The sequence below is a fragment of the Pseudomonas sp. MONT-RG-20F-20-E-7-02 genome, assembly GCF_022662395.1.
Classification (GTDB): domain Bacteria; phylum Pseudomonadota; class Gammaproteobacteria; order Pseudomonadales; family Pseudomonadaceae; genus Aquipseudomonas.
This window is the reverse complement of sequence record NZ_JAKNQN010000003.1, coordinates 35,633-51,307: the sequence shown is the minus strand read 5'-3', so window position 1 is coordinate 51,307 and position 15,675 is coordinate 35,633. Positions and strand designations below refer to the sequence as shown.

At 60.4% G+C, this 15,675-nt stretch carries 16 protein-coding genes; 8 read left to right on the top strand and 8 right to left on the bottom strand.

Annotated features, from left to right (window positions below; translation table 11 throughout):
• Positions 1-108 precede the first annotated feature (108 nt).
• The gene (locus L8I05_RS09275; RefSeq protein WP_242168502.1) at positions 109-816 is read right to left on the bottom strand and encodes a tellurite resistance TerB family protein; all 708 of its coding nucleotides are present in this window, start codon (positions 814-816) and stop codon (positions 109-111) included.
• A gap of 304 nt (positions 817-1,120) precedes the next feature.
• On the opposite strand from L8I05_RS09275, the gene L8I05_RS09270 reads away from it, so the two are divergent.
• Complete coding sequence (locus tag L8I05_RS09270; protein WP_242168500.1) at positions 1,121-2,746, top strand: glucan biosynthesis protein D; 1,626 nt, start codon at positions 1,121-1,123, stop codon at positions 2,744-2,746.
• A 149-nt stretch (positions 2,747-2,895) separates the two neighbouring features.
• Here the strand turns inward: L8I05_RS09270 and L8I05_RS09265 are convergent, their stop codons facing one another.
• The 3 genes from L8I05_RS09265 to L8I05_RS09255 form a co-directional block, all read right to left on the bottom strand.
• Positions 2,896-3,081 carry a hypothetical protein gene (locus tag L8I05_RS09265; RefSeq protein WP_242168498.1) on the bottom strand — a complete coding sequence of 62 codons (186 nt, stop codon included), beginning with the start codon at positions 3,079-3,081 and terminating at the stop codon, positions 2,896-2,898.
• Between the two features lie 341 nt (positions 3,082-3,422).
• Positions 3,423-4,529 (bottom strand): NADH:flavin oxidoreductase/NADH oxidase, encoded by a 1,107-nt coding sequence (locus L8I05_RS09260; RefSeq protein WP_177016296.1) that lies wholly within the window; start codon positions 4,527-4,529, stop codon positions 3,423-3,425.
• A 126-nt stretch (positions 4,530-4,655) separates the two neighbouring features.
• A complete protein-coding gene (locus L8I05_RS09255; RefSeq protein WP_242168496.1) occupies positions 4,656-6,557 on the bottom strand; it encodes a potassium transporter Kup in 1,902 nt (633 codons plus the stop codon).
• A 309-nt stretch (positions 6,558-6,866) separates the two neighbouring features.
• On the opposite strand from L8I05_RS09255, the gene L8I05_RS09250 reads away from it, so the two are divergent.
• The 6 genes from L8I05_RS09250 (at position 6,867) to tsaA (ending at position 11,473) form a co-directional block, all read left to right on the top strand.
• Positions 6,867-7,202, top strand: a complete 336-nt coding sequence (locus tag L8I05_RS09250) for an addiction module antidote protein (RefSeq protein WP_242168493.1) — start codon at positions 6,867-6,869, stop codon at positions 7,200-7,202.
• Between the two features lie 193 nt (positions 7,203-7,395).
• Entirely contained in the window at positions 7,396-8,724 is a 1,329-nt protein-coding gene (gene rimO / locus L8I05_RS09245) for a 30S ribosomal protein S12 methylthiotransferase RimO (RefSeq protein ID WP_174245668.1), read from the top strand.
• A gap of 101 nt (positions 8,725-8,825) precedes the next feature.
• Entirely contained in the window at positions 8,826-9,293 is a 468-nt protein-coding gene (locus L8I05_RS09240) for a GNAT family N-acetyltransferase (protein ID WP_159954605.1), read from the top strand.
• Positions 9,294-9,532: 239 nt separating this feature from the next.
• A complete protein-coding gene (locus L8I05_RS09235; RefSeq protein ID WP_242168491.1) occupies positions 9,533-10,243 on the top strand; it encodes an rRNA pseudouridine synthase in 711 nt (236 codons plus the stop codon).
• A gap of 69 nt (positions 10,244-10,312) precedes the next feature.
• Positions 10,313-10,774, top strand: a complete 462-nt coding sequence (locus tag L8I05_RS09230; protein ID WP_005785469.1) for a DUF1456 family protein — start codon at positions 10,313-10,315, stop codon at positions 10,772-10,774.
• A 3-nt stretch (positions 10,775-10,777) separates the two neighbouring features.
• The gene (gene tsaA / locus L8I05_RS09225) at positions 10,778-11,473 is read left to right on the top strand and encodes a tRNA (N6-threonylcarbamoyladenosine(37)-N6)-methyltransferase TrmO (RefSeq protein ID WP_242168489.1); all 696 of its coding nucleotides are present in this window, start codon (positions 10,778-10,780) and stop codon (positions 11,471-11,473) included.
• 150 nt (positions 11,474-11,623) lie between these two features.
• Here the strand turns inward: tsaA and fpr are convergent, their stop codons facing one another.
• Positions 11,624-12,403 (bottom strand): ferredoxin-NADP reductase, encoded by a 780-nt coding sequence (gene fpr, locus L8I05_RS09220; protein WP_003189055.1) that lies wholly within the window; start codon positions 12,401-12,403, stop codon positions 11,624-11,626.
• 124 nt (positions 12,404-12,527) lie between these two features.
• Here fpr and L8I05_RS09215 point away from each other — a divergent pair, with 124 nt between their 5' ends.
• Positions 12,528-13,454, top strand: coding sequence for a LysR family transcriptional regulator (locus tag L8I05_RS09215; protein WP_057012105.1), 927 nt, complete (start codon positions 12,528-12,530; stop codon positions 13,452-13,454).
• A gap of 3 nt (positions 13,455-13,457) precedes the next feature.
• Here the strand turns inward: L8I05_RS09215 and L8I05_RS09210 are convergent, their stop codons facing one another.
• The 3 genes from L8I05_RS09210 to L8I05_RS09200 form a co-directional block, all read right to left on the bottom strand.
• The gene (locus tag L8I05_RS09210) at positions 13,458-13,820 is read right to left on the bottom strand and encodes a diacylglycerol kinase (protein WP_094949927.1); all 363 of its coding nucleotides are present in this window, start codon (positions 13,818-13,820) and stop codon (positions 13,458-13,460) included.
• Positions 13,821-13,895: 75 nt separating this feature from the next.
• A complete protein-coding gene (erdR, locus tag L8I05_RS09205) occupies positions 13,896-14,546 on the bottom strand; it encodes a response regulator transcription factor ErdR (protein WP_242168486.1) in 651 nt (216 codons plus the stop codon).
• A gap of 252 nt (positions 14,547-14,798) precedes the next feature.
• A complete protein-coding gene (locus L8I05_RS09200; protein ID WP_242168484.1) occupies positions 14,799-15,518 on the bottom strand; it encodes a tRNA-uridine aminocarboxypropyltransferase in 720 nt (239 codons plus the stop codon).
• Positions 15,519-15,675 lie beyond the last annotated feature (157 nt).

Sequence of the window (15,675 nt, the reverse complement as noted above, 5' to 3'; positions counted from 1 at the left end):
GAGAGGGCTTGCCCCCGATAGCAGTGAGTCAGCTAGCGATAAGCTGACTGATACACCGCTATCGGGGGCAAGCCCCCTCCCACACTTGGATGTGTGTACAGCTCGTGTTTATGCGTTAAGTCGCACCTGTTTTTCCAGCTCGGCCTTTAAGCCGGGTTCCAGTTTCAGCTGGCGCGCCAACTCATCCAGATAGGCCTTTTCCATAAAATTCTCTTCGTCCACCAGCATCACGCTGGCGATGTACATCTCGGCGGCCATTTCCGGGGTGCCTGCCGCGCGCGCCACATCGGCCGGGTCCAGGGGTTTGTTGAGTTCGGCGTGCAGCCAGCTTTGCAGCTCGCGGTCATTGTCCAGCTTGGTGAACTCGCCTTCGATCAGCGCGCGTTCGCGCTCGTCCACATGCCCGTCAGCCTTGGCTGCCGCGACCAGCGCTTTAAGAATGCCCTGGCTGTGCTGCTCGACCTGGGCCGGTGGCAGCCGATCGATAGTCTGCGGTTCACCCTGGGGCGCGTTGGCCTGTTGCGCCTGCCAATTGCCGTACGCCTTGTAGGCAATCACGCCCAACGCCGCCAAGCCGCCATAAGTCAGGGCCTTGCCGCCGAATTTGCGCGCCTTCTTATTCCCCAGCAGCAAGCCCATGGCACCCGCTGCCAGGGCGCCGCCACCTGCACCACCGAGCAGGCTGCCAAGGCCGCCACTGCCGAGCAGCCCGCCGAGGGCGCCCTTGTCGCCTGACTTAGGCTGGCCACCCGCCTTGTTCTGCAGCATGTCCTGGCCAGATTTGAGCAACTGATCGAGCAATCCACGGGTATTCATTCGCAGCCTCCAGGCACTTGGGTTCGTAGGAACAATAGGCCCCCAGCGTAAAACTTAGTGCCAAAAAGCCCATGTCTAGAGTGCTTCGAGTTGTAACGTAGCCGGCCAATCCTGGAAACGTCTTGTTTCACATGCGACGCGATCACGCCGCTATCAATCAATTTTCCTACGTCACCGAACCGCTTAAGCTATCCGGCGTCTGTTTATAGTCCGTTGCGTTTGGCCGAAGGCATGTCCGAACCGTTATTTCTGATCCGCTACGTGCCAGGAAAGGCGCGGGATTTGCTCACGACAGGTTGTCTCTATGCACCGCAGGAATTTGCTCAAAGCGTCCATGGCCATTGCGGCTTACACCGGTTTATCGGCCAGCGGCCTGCTCGCTGCGCAGGCCTGGGCCGGCAACCGTGCCGCCGATGGCAAGGCCGTGGCGTTTGATTTTGAATCGCTGAAAGCCCAGGCCAAGCAGCTCGCCGGCACTGCGTACAAAGACACCAAGCAGGTGCTACCGCCGACCCTGGCGACCATGACGCCGCAGAATTTCAATGCCATCGGCTACGACGGCAACCATTCGTTGTGGAAGGAATTGAACGGCCAGCTCGACGTGCAGTTCTTCCACGTCGGCATGGGGTTCAAGACGCCGGTGCGCATGCACAGCGTCGACCCCAAGACCCGCGAGGCGCGCGAGGTGCATTTCCGCCCGTCGCTGTTCAACTATGAAAAGACCACGGTCGACACCAAGCAACTGACCGGCGACTTGGGTTTCTCCGGCTTCAAGCTGTTCAAGGCGCCGGAGCTGGATCGCCATGACGTGCTGTCATTTCTCGGCGCCAGCTACTTCCGCGCGGTAGATTCCACCGGCCAGTACGGCCTGTCCGCACGCGGCCTGGCGATTGATACCTACGCGAAAAAGCGCGAGGAGTTCCCCGATTTCACCCAGTTCTGGTTCGAAACCCCGGCCAAGGACGCCACGCGCTTTGTGGTCTACGCCCTGCTCGACTCGCCAAGCGCCACCGGCGCCTACCGCTTTGACATCGATTGCCAAGCCAATCAGGTGGTGATGGCCATCGACGCGAATATCAACGCGCGCACCACCATCGAGCAACTGGGCATCGCGCCGATGACCAGCATGTTCAGCTGCGGCACCCACGAGCGCCGCATGTGCGACACCATCCACCCACAAATCCACGACTCGGATCGCCTGGCGATGTGGCGCGGCAACGGCGAGTGGATCTGCCGCCCGCTGAACAACCCGGCCAAGCTGCAATTCAACGCGTTCGCCGACACCGACCCGAAAGGCTTCGGCCTGGTGCAGACCGACCATGAGTTCGCCAGCTACCAGGACACCGTGGACTGGTACAGCAAGCGCCCGAGCCTGTGGGTGGAACCGACGACGGCCTGGGGCGAAGGCTCGATCGACCTGCTGGAAATCCCGACCACCGGCGAAACCCTCGACAACATCGTGGCCTTCTGGACCCCGAAAAAGCCCGTGGCTGCCGGCGATTCGCTCAACTATGGCTACAAGCTGTACTGGAGCGCTTTGCCGCCCGTGAGCACGCCGTTGGCGCAAGTCGACGCCACCCGTTCCGGCATGGGTGGTTTCACCGAAGGCTGGGCACCGGGCGAGCATTACCCCGAAGTGTGGGCCCGTCGGTTTGCCGTGGACTTCAAAGGCGGCGGCCTCGATCGCCTGCCCGCCGGCACCGGCATCGAACCGGTGGTGACCTGCTCCCACGGTGAAGTCAAAGATTTCAGCGTGCTGGTGCTCGACAACATCAAGGGCTATCGCATTCTGTTCGACTGGTACCCGACCAGCGACAGCGTGGAGCCGGTAGAACTGCGCTTGTTTATCCGTACCCAGGACCGCACCTTGAGTGAAACCTGGCTGTACCAGTACTTCCCGCCTGCGCCAGAGGCGCGTAAGTACACCTGATCTCAGCCGTCTGATCGTTCCCACGCTCTGCGTGGGAATACCGCCTGGGACGCTCCGCGTCCCGCCACTCCCGCAACATTTGAAGACTGCGCGAGATGACGCGCAGCGTCACGGGATGCGTTCCCACGCGGAGCGTGGGAACGATCGGCTCAGAACCGCGACACGCTTTTCATCGCCCCAATCAAGTACCGCATCGCCACCTGATCGCTTTCGGTCAGGGCGCGATACTGCGCCAGCAATTCGGCCTCGTCCGAACTCAACCGGCTGCCACGCAAAGACATCCTGCGGGTCAGAAAACTCACCACCGCACCCGCAACACCATAGGATTTGGCCATGGACTGCTTCTCCTGATATCGATCTAAGACTCCTGGTGCCCATCGCCTGCCTTCCGTGAGGCGCAAGACCTTCGCGGAACCAACAGCCTGACTCTCTGGGCCGGAAATCAGACTTACCCTAAGCGTAGAAACAATCTGCTCACGTGTGGGATTTTTTTAGAGTATTAACTTAAAAAAACACTTCGGTAACAAAGACCTACAGACATTTCGTACGCAGCAACCGATGGCGGTAAATGTCATGCGGCGCGTGCGCCTGTGTCACTTAAGGTTTGTATTGCGTTAAACGCGAGCAACAAAAAACCCACCGGGTCAGGGTGGGCTTCGAGGGTTCACACGCAGGATCAATCCCTCAGATCAGACTCATGGATCGGCTGATCCCGATGAGTCGCCCGTTGGTACTGCGCTGGCCAGATCGCCTTGCGCCCGCCCAGGTCATCGTCGGCGTGCAGCGGCCAGTAAGGGTCACGCAACAGCTCACGGGCGAGGAAGATGATATCCGCCTGGCACGTGCGCAGGATGTGCTCGGCCTGGGCCGGCTCGGTAATCATGCCCACGGTGCCGGTGGCGATGCCTGACTCTTTGCGCACACGCTCGGCAAAGCGTGTCTGGTAACCGGGGCCGGTGGGGATCTCGGCATTGGCGGCGGTGCCACCTGAGGACACGTCGATCAGGTCGACGCCCAAGTCTTTCAGGCGGCGCGCCAGTTCCACGGTTTCATCCGGGTTCCAGCCGTCTTCGACCCAATCGGTGGCCGACACCCGCACGAACAGCGGCAGCTCCTGGGGCCAGACTTCGCGCACGGCCTGGGTCACTTCGAGCACCAGGCGAATGCGGTTTTCAAACGAGCCACCGTAGTGGTCCTGGCGCTGATTGCTGATGGGCGAGAGGAATTGATGCAGCAGGTAACCGTGGGCGGCGTGGATTTCCACCACTTCAAAACCGGCGGTCAGGGCGCGCTTGGCGGCGGCGACAAAGTCGGCGATCACCTGCTGGATCTGGCCTTCGTCCAGCGGCTTGGGCTGGGTGTGATTGGGGTCAAAGGCGATGGGCGATGGGCCCACCGGCACCCAGCCGCCATCTTCCGGCTTGACGCTGCCGTGCTTGCCGATCCACGGCCGATGGGTGCTGGCCTTGCGCCCGGCATGCGCCAATTGGATGCCCGCCACCGCGCCTTGGGCGGCGATAAAACGCGTAATGCGCTGCAGCGGTTCGATCTGTGCGTCGTTCCACAGGCCCAGGTCCTGGGCGGTGATGCGGCCATCGGCGGTCACGGCGGTGGCTTCAGTAAAAATCAGCCCGGCGCCGCCCACCGCGCGGCTGCCGAGGTGCACCAAGTGCCAGTCATTGGCCAGGCCATCGTCGGATGAATACTGGCACATCGGCGACACGGCAATGCGGTTGAGCAGGGTCAATTGACGGAGGGTGTAGGGTTCGAGCAGCTGACTCATGGCGCACCTCTTCTGGGTTCTGTGGGCACTATTCAAACAGTGCTTAGAGCCTAGTCGACAACGGTAGCTTGCACAGGGTTCAGACGGAAAACGGGAGCCGATTGCCGGCTCCCGTGTCGCAGCAGCTTACATTTCGACCTGGGTGCCCAGCTCGATCACTCGGTTTACCGGGAGTTTGAAGAAGCGCAGGTTGCCGTTGGCATTCTTCAACATGAAGGCAAACAAACTTTCGCGCCAACGGGCCATGCCCTTGATGCGCGAGGCGATCACCGTTTCGCGGCTGAGGAAGTAGGTGGTGCGCATCGGGCTGAAATCCAGGTCGTCCAGATGGCACAGCTTCAGCGCTTCGGGCACGTCCGGCTCATCGGTAAACCCGAAGTGCAGGATCACGCGGAAGAAGCCTTCGCCATAGGCGTCCACCTCGAAGCGCCGCGACGCCGGCACGCGCGGGATATCTTCGTAGACCACCGTCAGCATCACCACCTGCTCATGCAACACCTGGTTATGCAGCAGGTTGTGCAACAGCGCGTGGGGCACGGCGTCGGGCCGCGCGGTCAGGAACACCGCGGTGCCCTGCACGCGATGGGGCGGCTGCACGCGGATACTGCTGATAAAGATCGGCAATGGCAGGCCGCCTTCGTCGAGGCGGTCCACCAGCAATTGCTTGCCGCGCTTCCAGGTGGTCATCAGCACAAACAGCACGATCCCCGCCAATACCGGGAAGGCGCCGCCCTGAATGATCTTCGGCACGTTGGCCGCAAAGTACAGACCGTCCACCAACAGGCAGCAAACCAGGACCGGCACGGCGAGTATCGGCGGCCATTTCCACAACAGCAGCATCACCGCCGACACCAGGATGGTGGTCATCAGCATGGTGCCGGTCACCGCTACGCCGTACGCGGACGCCAGCGCATTGGAGGACTCGAAGCCGATCACCAGCAGGATCACGCCGACCATCAGCGACCAATTCACCGCGCCGATGTAGATCTGGCCCTGTTCGGCGCTGGAGGTGTGCTGAATGTGCATGCGCGGGATATAACCCAGCTGGATCGCCTGGCGCGTCAACGAGAACGCCCCCGAAATCACCGCCTGGGAGGCAATCACCGTGGCCAGGGTGGACAATACCACCAGCGGGATCAGCGCCCAGCTCGGGGCCAGCAGGTAGAACGGGTTACGCGCGGCTTCCGGATCGCCTAAAAGCATGGCGCCCTGGCCGAAATAGTTCAGCACCAGCGCGGGCAGCACCAGAATGAACCAGGCGCGAGCGATGGGCTTGCGGCCGAAGTGGCCCATGTCGGCGTACAACGCCTCGGCGCCGGTCAATGCCAGCACCACCGCACCGAGGATCGCCACACCAATACCAGGGTGCGCCTCGAAGAAACGCACGCCCCACATCGGATTCAATGCGCTGAGCACTTCAGGGTGCAGGGTGATGCCATACACACCGAGGCCGCCGAGCACCAGGAACCACGTCACCATCACTGGCCCGAACAGCTTGCCGATGCGGTCGGTGCCGTGCTTCTGGATCAGGAACAGCGCCACCAGTACCACCAGTGCGATCGGCACGACCCATTTGTCGAGGCCATCGAACGCCAACTCCAGGCCTTCAATCGCCGACAACACCGAAATCGCCGGGGTGATCATGCTGTCGCCGTAGAACAGTGCCGCGCCGCACAAGCCACACACCACCAGGAAACTGCGCAACTTCTTGCGCTCCCCGGCCGCTCGTCGCGCCAACGCCGTCAGCGCCATGATGCCGCCTTCGCCTTGGTTGTCGGCGCGCAGCACGAACAGCATGTATTTGATCGACACCACCCAGATCAGCGACCAGAAGATCAGCGCCAGGATCCCCAGCACACCATCATGGTTGACCTGAACCCCGTAACCACCAGTAAACACTTCTTTAAGGGTATAGAGCGGGCTGGTACCGATATCGCCGTAAACCACCCCGACTGCCGCCACCAGCATGCCAATCGGCTTTGCATTGGAATGCTCGGCACCTGCTGCCTGACTATTTGCCTGACCCATCAACCACTCCTGCCCTTTGACCTGAGGTCTTTTATAAACAACGCGCCTAAGCTGACCGTAGCATGCGCTGTTTTACTTCTCGTAACAGACGTTTTATTGACCCAAGGGTTTTACCCATGTGCAACGGCGCGAAGCATAGCGCAGCACTCGTCGCATTTCCCTGCTCAAGTGCTTCAGGTAATGCAGTCAGTAACAGAGATAAAGGCAATTTGGAGCCTTTTTGCCTGCATTGATCACATTTACGGCCAATCGTATATTTTCGGCCCGGCTCAGCAATGCTTTCTGGAAATCTTACAAGGTGCAGCATAAATGACCCTTGATACGCGTTCTCATGAAGACAGCGTTCTAGAAATGCTTCGAGACGACGAAGCGTTCGCCCTCGAATATCTGTCTGTCGCGCTTGAGGAAATCGATGAAGCGGGTGGCGAGGACGCCTTCCTCGTCGCTATCCGTCGCGTAGCGGAAGCACGTGGCGGAATGCTCAGCTTGTCGCAGAACACAGGGCTGAATAGGGCAAATCTCTACAGGTCCATCGCCGTCGGCGGCGACCCAAAGCTCTCTACCCTCCTGAAAGTGCTTCAGGCCTTAGGTGTGGGCATGTCTAAAGTTGTAGCGCACCGCGCCGAGCAAGACGTCCGGGCTTAAGAGCCTGGTAAGGTCTGTGCGAAGCAGTCACCACAGCACTCGTCGCATTTCCCTGCATAAAGCTGGTCAAGTGCGTTGCCCATCGATAGAATTGCGCACTTTTTGATCAGAGGCGCACCAAGCGCCCGTCTACCGCCGTGTCGTGCCCGACTGGCGGCGCCATTCAATACCGAGGTTAGACATGTCCACCACCATCGCAAAAGCCAACCCCAAGGTCGGCTTTGTATCCCTGGGTTGCCCGAAGGCTCTGGTCGACTCCGAGCGCATCCTCACGCAACTGCGTATGGAAGGCTATGACGTCGTGTCCACTTATCAGGACGCGGACGTGGTGGTGGTCAACACCTGCGGCTTCATCGACTCGGCCAAGGCGGAGTCGCTGGAAGTGATCGGCGAAGCCATCAAGGAAAACGGCAAGGTTATCGTGACCGGCTGCATGGGCGTGGAAGAAGGCAATATCCGCAACGTGCACCCAAGCGTGCTGGCCGTGACTGGCCCGCAGCAGTACGAGCAGGTGGTCAACGCCGTGCACGACGTGGTGCCGCCGCGTCAGGACCACAACCCGCTGATCGACCTGGTGCCGCCGCAAGGCATCAAGCTGACCCCGCGCCACTACGCCTACCTGAAGATTTCCGAAGGCTGCAACCACAGCTGCAGCTTCTGCATCATCCCGTCGATGCGCGGCAAGCTGGTCAGCCGCCCGGTCGGTGATGTGCTGGACGAGGCCCAGCGCCTGGTCAAATCCGGCGTGAAAGAGCTGTTGGTGATCTCCCAGGACACCAGCGCCTACGGCGTCGACGTGAAATACCGCACCGGTTTCTGGAACGGCGCGCCGGTGAAAACCCGCATGACCGAACTCTGCGAAGCCCTCAGCAGCCTGGGCGTGTGGGTGCGCCTGCACTACGTTTACCCGTACCCGCACGTGGACGAGCTGATCCCGTTGATGGCCGCCGGCAAGATCCTGCCGTACCTGGACATCCCGTTCCAGCACGCCAGCCCGAAAATCCTTAAGGCGATGAAACGCCCGGCCTTCGAAGACAAGACCCTGGCGCGCATCAAGAACTGGCGCGAGATCTGCCCGGAACTGATCATTCGCTCCACCTTCATCGTCGGCTTCCCTGGCGAAACAGAAGAAGACTTCCAGTACCTGCTGGACTGGCTGACCGAAGCGCAGCTGGACCGCGTCGGTTGCTTCCAGTACTCGCCGGTTGAAGGCGCGCCGGCCAACCTGCTGGACGCGGCCATCGTGCCGGACGACGTCAAGCAAGACCGTTGGGAGCGCTTCATGGCGCACCAACAGGCGATCAGCTCGGCGCGCCTGCAACTGCGCATCGGCAAAGAAATCGAAGTGTTGATCGACGAAGTCGACGAGCAAGGCGCCGTAGGCCGCTGCTTCTTCGATGCGCCGGAAATCGACGGTAACGTGTTTATCGACGACGCTAGCGGTTTGAAGCCGGGCGACAAGGTCTGGTGCACCGTGACCGACGCCGACGAATACGACCTGTGGGCCGTAAAGCGCGACTAAGTCTGTAAAAACTTAAAAAGCCCCGTTTCTGGACAAGATGCGGGGCTTTTTTCGGTCTATCGTTTGCGCATTGGCGAAGATCCAGTCAAGGAGCAGCGGGCATGCGTCAGCTTTCGGTTATCCATACACCCAAACTCAGCGACTTCGCGCACTTGGCGCAGCTCTGGGAAGACTCGGTGCGGGCGACCCACGATTTCTTGCCGGACAGCTACATCGTGCTGCTCAAGGAACTGGTGCTGACGCGCTACCTGGACTCGGTGATGCTGATTTGTACCAAGGACGCGCGCCAACGCATCACCGGGTTTGCCGGGGTGGCCGCGGGCAAGGTCGAGATGCTGTTTATCGACCCGCAACACCGTGGCCAGGGCCTTGGCCGGCAACTGCTGCGGTATGCCATCGAACACATGAACGCCGATACCCTGGACGTCAACGAACAGAACCCGCAGGCCCTGGGGTTTTACTTCAAGCAGGGCTTTGAGGTGATCGGCCGTGCGGAGCATGATGGGCTAGGCCAGCCGTATCCATTGCTGCACATGCGTTTGCGCCAGCAGCAACTGCGCAGAGGCTGACCCAGCACAGAATAAAATGTGGGAGCTGGCTTGTGTGGGAGTCGGGCTTGCCCGCGATGCAGACACCTCGGTCGTGCATTTGGAATCGAGGTGATGCCATCGCAGGCAAGCCAGCTCCCACACAAGACCGACTCCCACACAAGCCAGCTCCCACAAAAAGCCCCTGCGCTGAAATGGGGCCGGGATTAACCGGCGCCAGGCAGGTACAATAGCTGCCCCCTTTTGCTACGGCCCTTGTCATGACTGACCCCATACGCCTCTCCAAACGCCTTATCGAACTGGTCGGTTGCTCCCGTCGGGAGGCTGAGCTGTTTATTGAAGGCGGCTGGGTCTCGGTGGACGGCGAAGTGATCGACGAACCGCAGTTCAAGGTCACCACCCAGAAGGTCGAGCTGGACCCAGAGGCGAAAGCCACTGCGCCGGAGCCAGTGACCATTCTGCTGCACGCGCCGGTGGGTGTGGATGCCGAAACGGCAATGGCCTTGATCAGCGCCGAGACCCTGTCCGAAGAACACCGCTTCAGCAAACGCCCGCTCAAAGGCCACTTCCTGCGCCTGACCGCCAGTGCCGACCTGCAAGCCAAGGCCAGCGGCCTGCTGGTGTTCACCCAGGATTGGAAGATTCTGCGCAAGTTAACCGCCGATGCCGCCAAGATCGAGCAGGAATACGTGGTTGAGGTTGAAGGCGAAATGGTTGCCCACGGCCTCAACCGCCTGAACCACGGCCTGACCTACAAAGGCAAAGAGCTGCCGGCCGTGAAGGCCAGCTGGCAGAACGAAAACCGTCTGCGCTTTGCGATGAAGAACCCGCAACCGGGCGTGATCGCCCTGTTCTGCGAGGCCGTTGGCTTGAAAGTCATCGCCATCCGGCGCATCCGCATCGGCGGCGTGTCCATCGGCAAAGTGCCGGTCGGCCAATGGCGCTACCTGTCCGGCAAAGAGAAGTTCTAAGCCGTTCCCCTTTTTTATCGGCACCGGCACATTTGCGCGGTGCCCTCAGTTGAATACCAGGATTGCCCAATGATTCACAACGACGTACTGCGCAGCGTGCGCTACATGCTCGACATCAGCGACAACAAGATGGTCGAGATCATCAAGCTCGGCGGCATGGACGTGACCAAGGAAGACCTGCTGACTTACCTCAAGAAAGATGAGGAAGAAGGCTTTGTGTTCTGCCCGGACGAAGTCATGGCGCACTTCCTCGATGGCCTGGTGATCTTCAAGCGTGGCAAGGACGAAAGCCGTCCGCCGCAGCCGATCGAAACGCCGGTGACCAACAACATCATCCTCAAGAAGCTGCGCGTGGCCTTCGAGCTGAAGGAAGACGACATGCACGCGATCCTCAAGGCCGCCGAGTTTCCGGTGTCCAAGCCGGAGCTGAGCGCGCTGTTCCGCAAATTCGGCCACACCAACTACCGCACCTGTGGTGACCAATTGCTGCGCAACTTCCTCAAGGGCCTGACCCTGCGGGTTCGTGCGTAAGCCATGAGTTACAACGTCTCGCCCGTCGGCTTTGTGCGCTCCTGCTTCAAGGAGAAGTTCGCCATCCCGCGCCAGCCACAATTGGCACCGGCCGCCCGTGGCGTGCTGGAACTGGTGGCGCCGTTCGATCAAGGTGAGGCGGTGCAGGGCCTGGAGCAGGTCAGCCATGTGTGGTTGCTGTTTCTGTTCCACCAGGCCCTGGAAGACAAGCCGCGCCTGAAAGTGCGACCGCCACGTTTGGGCGGTAACACGTCCATGGGCGTGTTCGCCACCCGCGCGACGCACCGGCCCAACGGCATCGGCCAGTCGGTGGTGAAGCTGGACAAGGTCGAGCCAGGGCGGTTGTGGATTTCCGGGATTGATCTGCTTGATGGCACGCCCGTGCTGGATATCAAGCCATATGTGCCGTACGCCGACATCATTGACACCGCCACCAACGACATCGCCAGCAGCGCGCCGCAGCTGATTGCGGTGCAGTGGCTGAAGACGGCGCTGTTCCAGGCGCAAGGCCATGCTGAGCGCCTTGATGAGCCATTGGTGGCGTTGATCGAGCAATGTTTGGCGCAGGATCCGCGGCCGGCGTATCAGACGCCTGGGCCGGAACGTGAATACGGCGTGCAGTTCTGGGATGTGGATGTGCGTTGGCACTATCCCGAGGCTGGGGTCATTTGCGTGCTTGAAGTGGTTCCAACTGACTGAAACCGCAAACCAAATGTGGGAGCGACTTATGTGGGAGCTGGCTTGCCTGCGATAGCGTCACCTCGGTTCAACTGAACGACCGAGGTATCCGCATCGCAGGCAAGCCAGCTCCCACACAAGCCAGCTCCCACATTTTTTTGTATCGACTGCTTACTTCTCGACGAACGCACGCTCGATCAAGTAATCACCCGGCTCACGCATACGCGGCGAAACCTTCAGGCCGAAGCTGTTCAGCACTTCGCTGGTTTCGTCCAACATGCTTGGGCTGCCGCACAGCATGGCGCGGTCGTCTTCTGGGTTGATCGGCGGCAGGCCGATGTCGCTGAACAGCTTGCCGCTGCGCATCAGGTCGGTCAGGCGGCCTTCGTTTTCGAACGGCTCACGGGTCACGGTCGGGTAGTAGATCAACTTGTCACGCAGGGCCTCGCCGAAGAATTCGTTCTGCGGCAGGTGCTCGGTGATGAATTCGCGGTAGGCGACTTCGTTGACGTAACGCACGCCGTGGCACAGGATCACTTTTTCGAAACGCTCGTAGGTTTCCGGGTCCTGGATCACGCTCATGAATGGAGCCAGGCCAGTACCGGTGCTGAGCAGGTACAAATGCTTGCCCGGCTTCAAATCGTCAAGCACCAGGGTGCCCGTCGGTTTTTTGCTGATGATGATCTCGTCGCCTTCCTTCAAATGCTGCAATTGGGAAGTCAGCGGGCCATCGGGCACCTTAATGCTGAAGAACTCCAGATGCTCTTCCCAGTTCGGGCTAGCAATGGAGTAAGCGCGCATGAGCGGGCGGCCATTTGGCTGTTGCAGGCCGATCATCACGAACTGACCGTTCTCGAAGCGCAGGCCCGGATCGCGGGTGCACTTGAAGCTGAACAGAGTGTCGTTCCAGTGATGAACACTGAGGACACGCTCGTGGTTCATGTTGCTCATGTACGGGGGACTCCTGGAAATGGGTCTGCGCCAAGATTGAGATGCGCAATTGCACAGCATTCTAATGGCGGCGACAATATCTGTTAACTGGATTATTAAGATAAGGGTTATCGGTTATATCGATATGCGATTTACTCTCCGTCAACTGCAAGTTTTCGTCGCCGTCGCCCAGCAGGAAAGCGTCTCGCGCGCTGCTGGCCTTCTGGCCTTATCTCAATCCGCCGCCAGCACCTCGATCACCGAGCTGGAGCGTCAATCCAGCTGCCAATTATTCGACCGCGCGGGCAAACGCCTGAGCCTCAACGCCCTCGGCCATCAGCTGTTACCCCAGGCCGTGGCGCTGCTGGACCAGGCCAAGGAGATCGAAGACCTGCTCAACGGCAAGTCCGGCTTCGGCTCGCTCGCCGTCGGCGCCACCCTGACCATCGGCAATTACCTCGCCACCCTGCTGATCGGCAGCTTCATGCAGCAGCACCCCGAAAGCCAGGTGAAGCTGCATGTGCAGAACACTGCGCATATCGTGCATCAGGTGGCGCACTACGAAATTGACCTGGGTCTAATCGAAGGCGACTGCAGCCACCCGGACATCGAAGTGCAAACCTGGGTGGAGGACGAACTGGTGGTGTTTTGCGCACCGCAACATCACTTGGCTAAACGCGGCGTGGCGAGCATGGAAGAGTTGACCCATGAAGCGTGGATCCTGCGTGAGCAAGGCTCCGGCACACGCCTGACCTTTGACCAGGCCATGCGGCATCACCGCAGCGCGCTGAATATCCGCCTTGAGCTGGAACACACCGAGGCGATCAAGCGTGCGGTGGAGTCTGGGCTGGGGATTGGCTGTATTTCCCGGCTGGCGCTGCGCGATGCGTTCCGCCGTGGCAGCCTGGTGCCGGTGGAAACCCCGGACCTGGACCTGGCCCGGCAGTTCTACTTCATCTGGCATAAACAGAAGTACCAGACCTCGGCGATGCGCGAGTTCCTGGAACTGTGCCGCGCCTTTACCGCCGGGGTGCAGCGCAGCGACGAGATCGTGCTGCCAAGCATCGCCTGAGCGTTAGATCAGGATCACGGCCCACACCAGGGTGATCATGGTCAGCGCCACGAATTGCGCGGCGCTGCCCATGTCCTTGGCGTTTTTCGACAGCGGGTGCAGGTCCAGCGAGATCCGGTCGATGGCGGCTTCCACTGCGGAGTTGAGCAACTCGACGATCAAGGCCAGCAGACACACCGCGATCAGCAAGGCGCGTTCGACCCGGCTCACGTGCAGGAAAAAACTCAACGGGATCAGGATGACGTTGAGCAACACCAGTTGACGGAACGCCGCCTCGCCAGTGAAAGCCGCGCGCAGGCCATCCAGGGAATAGCCCCCTGCGTTGAAGATACGTTTGATACCGGTTTGACCCTTGAAAGGCGACATAGATGTAGGCAACTGAACCAAAGGAGTGGGGAAACTAGATGACGCAAAGTCAAAAAAGCGTGAACCAGTAACAACTTAATGCTGCGAAATTGACTCAAGTTGTTGCAAGAGCAGCGCCGCCTGGGTGCGCGTACGCACGCCCAACTTGCGGAAGATCGCCGTCACGTGGGCCTTGATGGTCGCTTCCGACACACTCAGCTCGTAGGCAATCTGTTTGTTCAGCAAGCCTTCGCAGACCATGGTCAGCACGCGGAACTGCTGGGGCGTCAGGCTGGCGAGGCCATCACGGGCGGCCTTGGCTTCGTCAGACACATTGATTTCTTCAAACGCTTGCGGCGGCCAGGACACATCGCCGTCCAGTACGGTGCGCACGGCTAGCTGAATCGCTTCCATCGAGCTGGACTTGGGAATGAACCCGCTGGCGCCAAACTCCTTGGAACGTACCACCACGTCAGCTTCTTCCTGGGCCGAGACCATTACCACCGGGATTTGCGGGTATTGCCCGCGCAACAGCACCAGCCCGGAAAAACCGTAGGCGCCCGGCATGTTGAGGTCGAGCAGCACCAGGTCCCAGTCGGATTTTTCGCCGAGGCGGGCTTCCAGCTCGGCAATGCTGGCCACTTCAACCAGCCGCACGTCGGGACCAAGACCAAGGGTTACGGCCTGATGCAGCGCACTGCGAAACAGCGGGTGGTCATCGGCTATCAGGATTTCGTATGTGGCCATTGATTAAATGATCCTGTTTTTTATGGCAGCCCCGATGGGTTCGGGGTTCGCCAGTACACAAGGCAACAGCCAGGCAGCCATCGCCACAGGGCACGCTCAACGCCAAAAACACCTGCAACGACGCTGAAAATTCACGGTTACGCCCCAATCGGCGCCCAGCATGCCCAGCGTAGCCTGGGGGGTCAAGCGCTACGCCCGCGGGCATTTTAACGGGTTGCGGGTTTACGGTGCCATCATGCAAACGTCGTCTGGTCATACCGCCGGGATATGCGGCGAGAGACGCGTATGCACGCTGTCCGTCGGGTCCAGCGGCAGCAGGAACTTGGCCGCCAAGTAATGGGTGCTGAATACGTCGAGGTAAGCGTCCAGCACTTCGCTGGCAACTTGATCATCCGCCAGTTCCAGACACAGCGCCGCGACTTCGGCGGTGCAGAAATGGTCATCGCGCTTGGAACGGCGCAATTTGTAGCGCGACAACTGCTCGGGCGCCAGGCTCAGCACCGGCAAGTGCTCCAGGTAGGGACTCTTGCGGAACATCTTGCGCGCTTCGCTCCACGTACCGTCCAGCAGGATGAACAGCGGGCGCTTGCCCTCCTCCACCTTCACCTCGCTGACAACCCGCTCGGGCGCGACGAATTCGCCGGGGAATACAATATAGGGTTGCCACTGCGGCTCGGCCAGCAAGGTCAGCAGCTCGGGGTCGACCTCGGTGCGCGACCAGGCAAATGCGGTGGTGTCGTCGATGACATCGGCGATCAGCCAGCCGGTGTTACTGGGTTTCATCGGTTCGACATCGTGCATCAGCAGGCACATGGCCGAGCGGGCCTGCACCTGCGGGCGCCAGGCACACAGGCAGTACGCGGGAATCACCCGGCAGCCGGGGCAGCGTTCGGCGCGCGAACCCCGGTTGAGAAAAGGCCGCACGGCCCGCGCCAGGCGCTGAGTGCGCAAACGGGAGACGGCGTGGCTCATCGGGTACACGCCGTAGGAGGAGAAATCGACACTGAGGAAACTCGGGGCAGGCTTTAAGTGGCGGCAGTTTAACAGAGCCACTGGCACTTCTGAGCGATACGCCTGGCTGTAGTGGCAAGCGCTCCCCTATAATTACGCGCCACTGAACGCACAGCGC

Excerpts from the sequence above, each read along its gene's own strand:
- erdR (WP_242168486.1), bottom strand. The coding sequence starts at position 14,546 with ATGGCCACATACGAAATCCTGATAGCCGATGACCACCCGCTGTTTCGC.
- L8I05_RS09250 (WP_242168493.1), top strand. The coding sequence starts at position 6,867 with ATGACCCTTGATACGCGTTCTCATGAAGACAGCGTTCTAGAAATGCTT.
- L8I05_RS09260 (WP_177016296.1), bottom strand. The coding sequence starts at position 4,529 with ATGAGTCAGCTGCTCGAACCCTACACCCTCCGTCAATTGACCCTGCTC.
- fpr (WP_003189055.1), bottom strand. The coding sequence starts at position 12,403 with ATGAGCAACATGAACCACGAGCGTGTCCTCAGTGTTCATCACTGGAAC.
- L8I05_RS09240 (WP_159954605.1), top strand. The coding sequence starts at position 8,826 with ATGCGTCAGCTTTCGGTTATCCATACACCCAAACTCAGCGACTTCGCG.
- L8I05_RS09215 (WP_057012105.1), top strand. The coding sequence starts at position 12,528 with ATGCGATTTACTCTCCGTCAACTGCAAGTTTTCGTCGCCGTCGCCCAG.
- L8I05_RS09235 (WP_242168491.1), top strand. The coding sequence starts at position 9,533 with ATGACTGACCCCATACGCCTCTCCAAACGCCTTATCGAACTGGTCGGT.
- L8I05_RS09255 (WP_242168496.1), bottom strand. The coding sequence starts at position 6,557 with ATGGGTCAGGCAAATAGTCAGGCAGCAGGTGCCGAGCATTCCAATGCA.
- L8I05_RS09200 (WP_242168484.1), bottom strand. The coding sequence starts at position 15,518 with ATGAGCCACGCCGTCTCCCGTTTGCGCACTCAGCGCCTGGCGCGGGCC.
- L8I05_RS09270 (WP_242168500.1), top strand. The coding sequence starts at position 1,121 with ATGCACCGCAGGAATTTGCTCAAAGCGTCCATGGCCATTGCGGCTTAC.
- L8I05_RS09265 (WP_242168498.1), bottom strand. The coding sequence starts at position 3,081 with ATGGCCAAATCCTATGGTGTTGCGGGTGCGGTGGTGAGTTTTCTGACC.
- tsaA (WP_242168489.1), top strand. The coding sequence starts at position 10,778 with ATGAGTTACAACGTCTCGCCCGTCGGCTTTGTGCGCTCCTGCTTCAAG.
- L8I05_RS09210 (WP_094949927.1), bottom strand. The coding sequence starts at position 13,820 with ATGTCGCCTTTCAAGGGTCAAACCGGTATCAAACGTATCTTCAACGCA.
- L8I05_RS09275 (WP_242168502.1), bottom strand. The coding sequence starts at position 816 with ATGAATACCCGTGGATTGCTCGATCAGTTGCTCAAATCTGGCCAGGAC.
- L8I05_RS09230 (WP_005785469.1), top strand. The coding sequence starts at position 10,313 with ATGATTCACAACGACGTACTGCGCAGCGTGCGCTACATGCTCGACATC.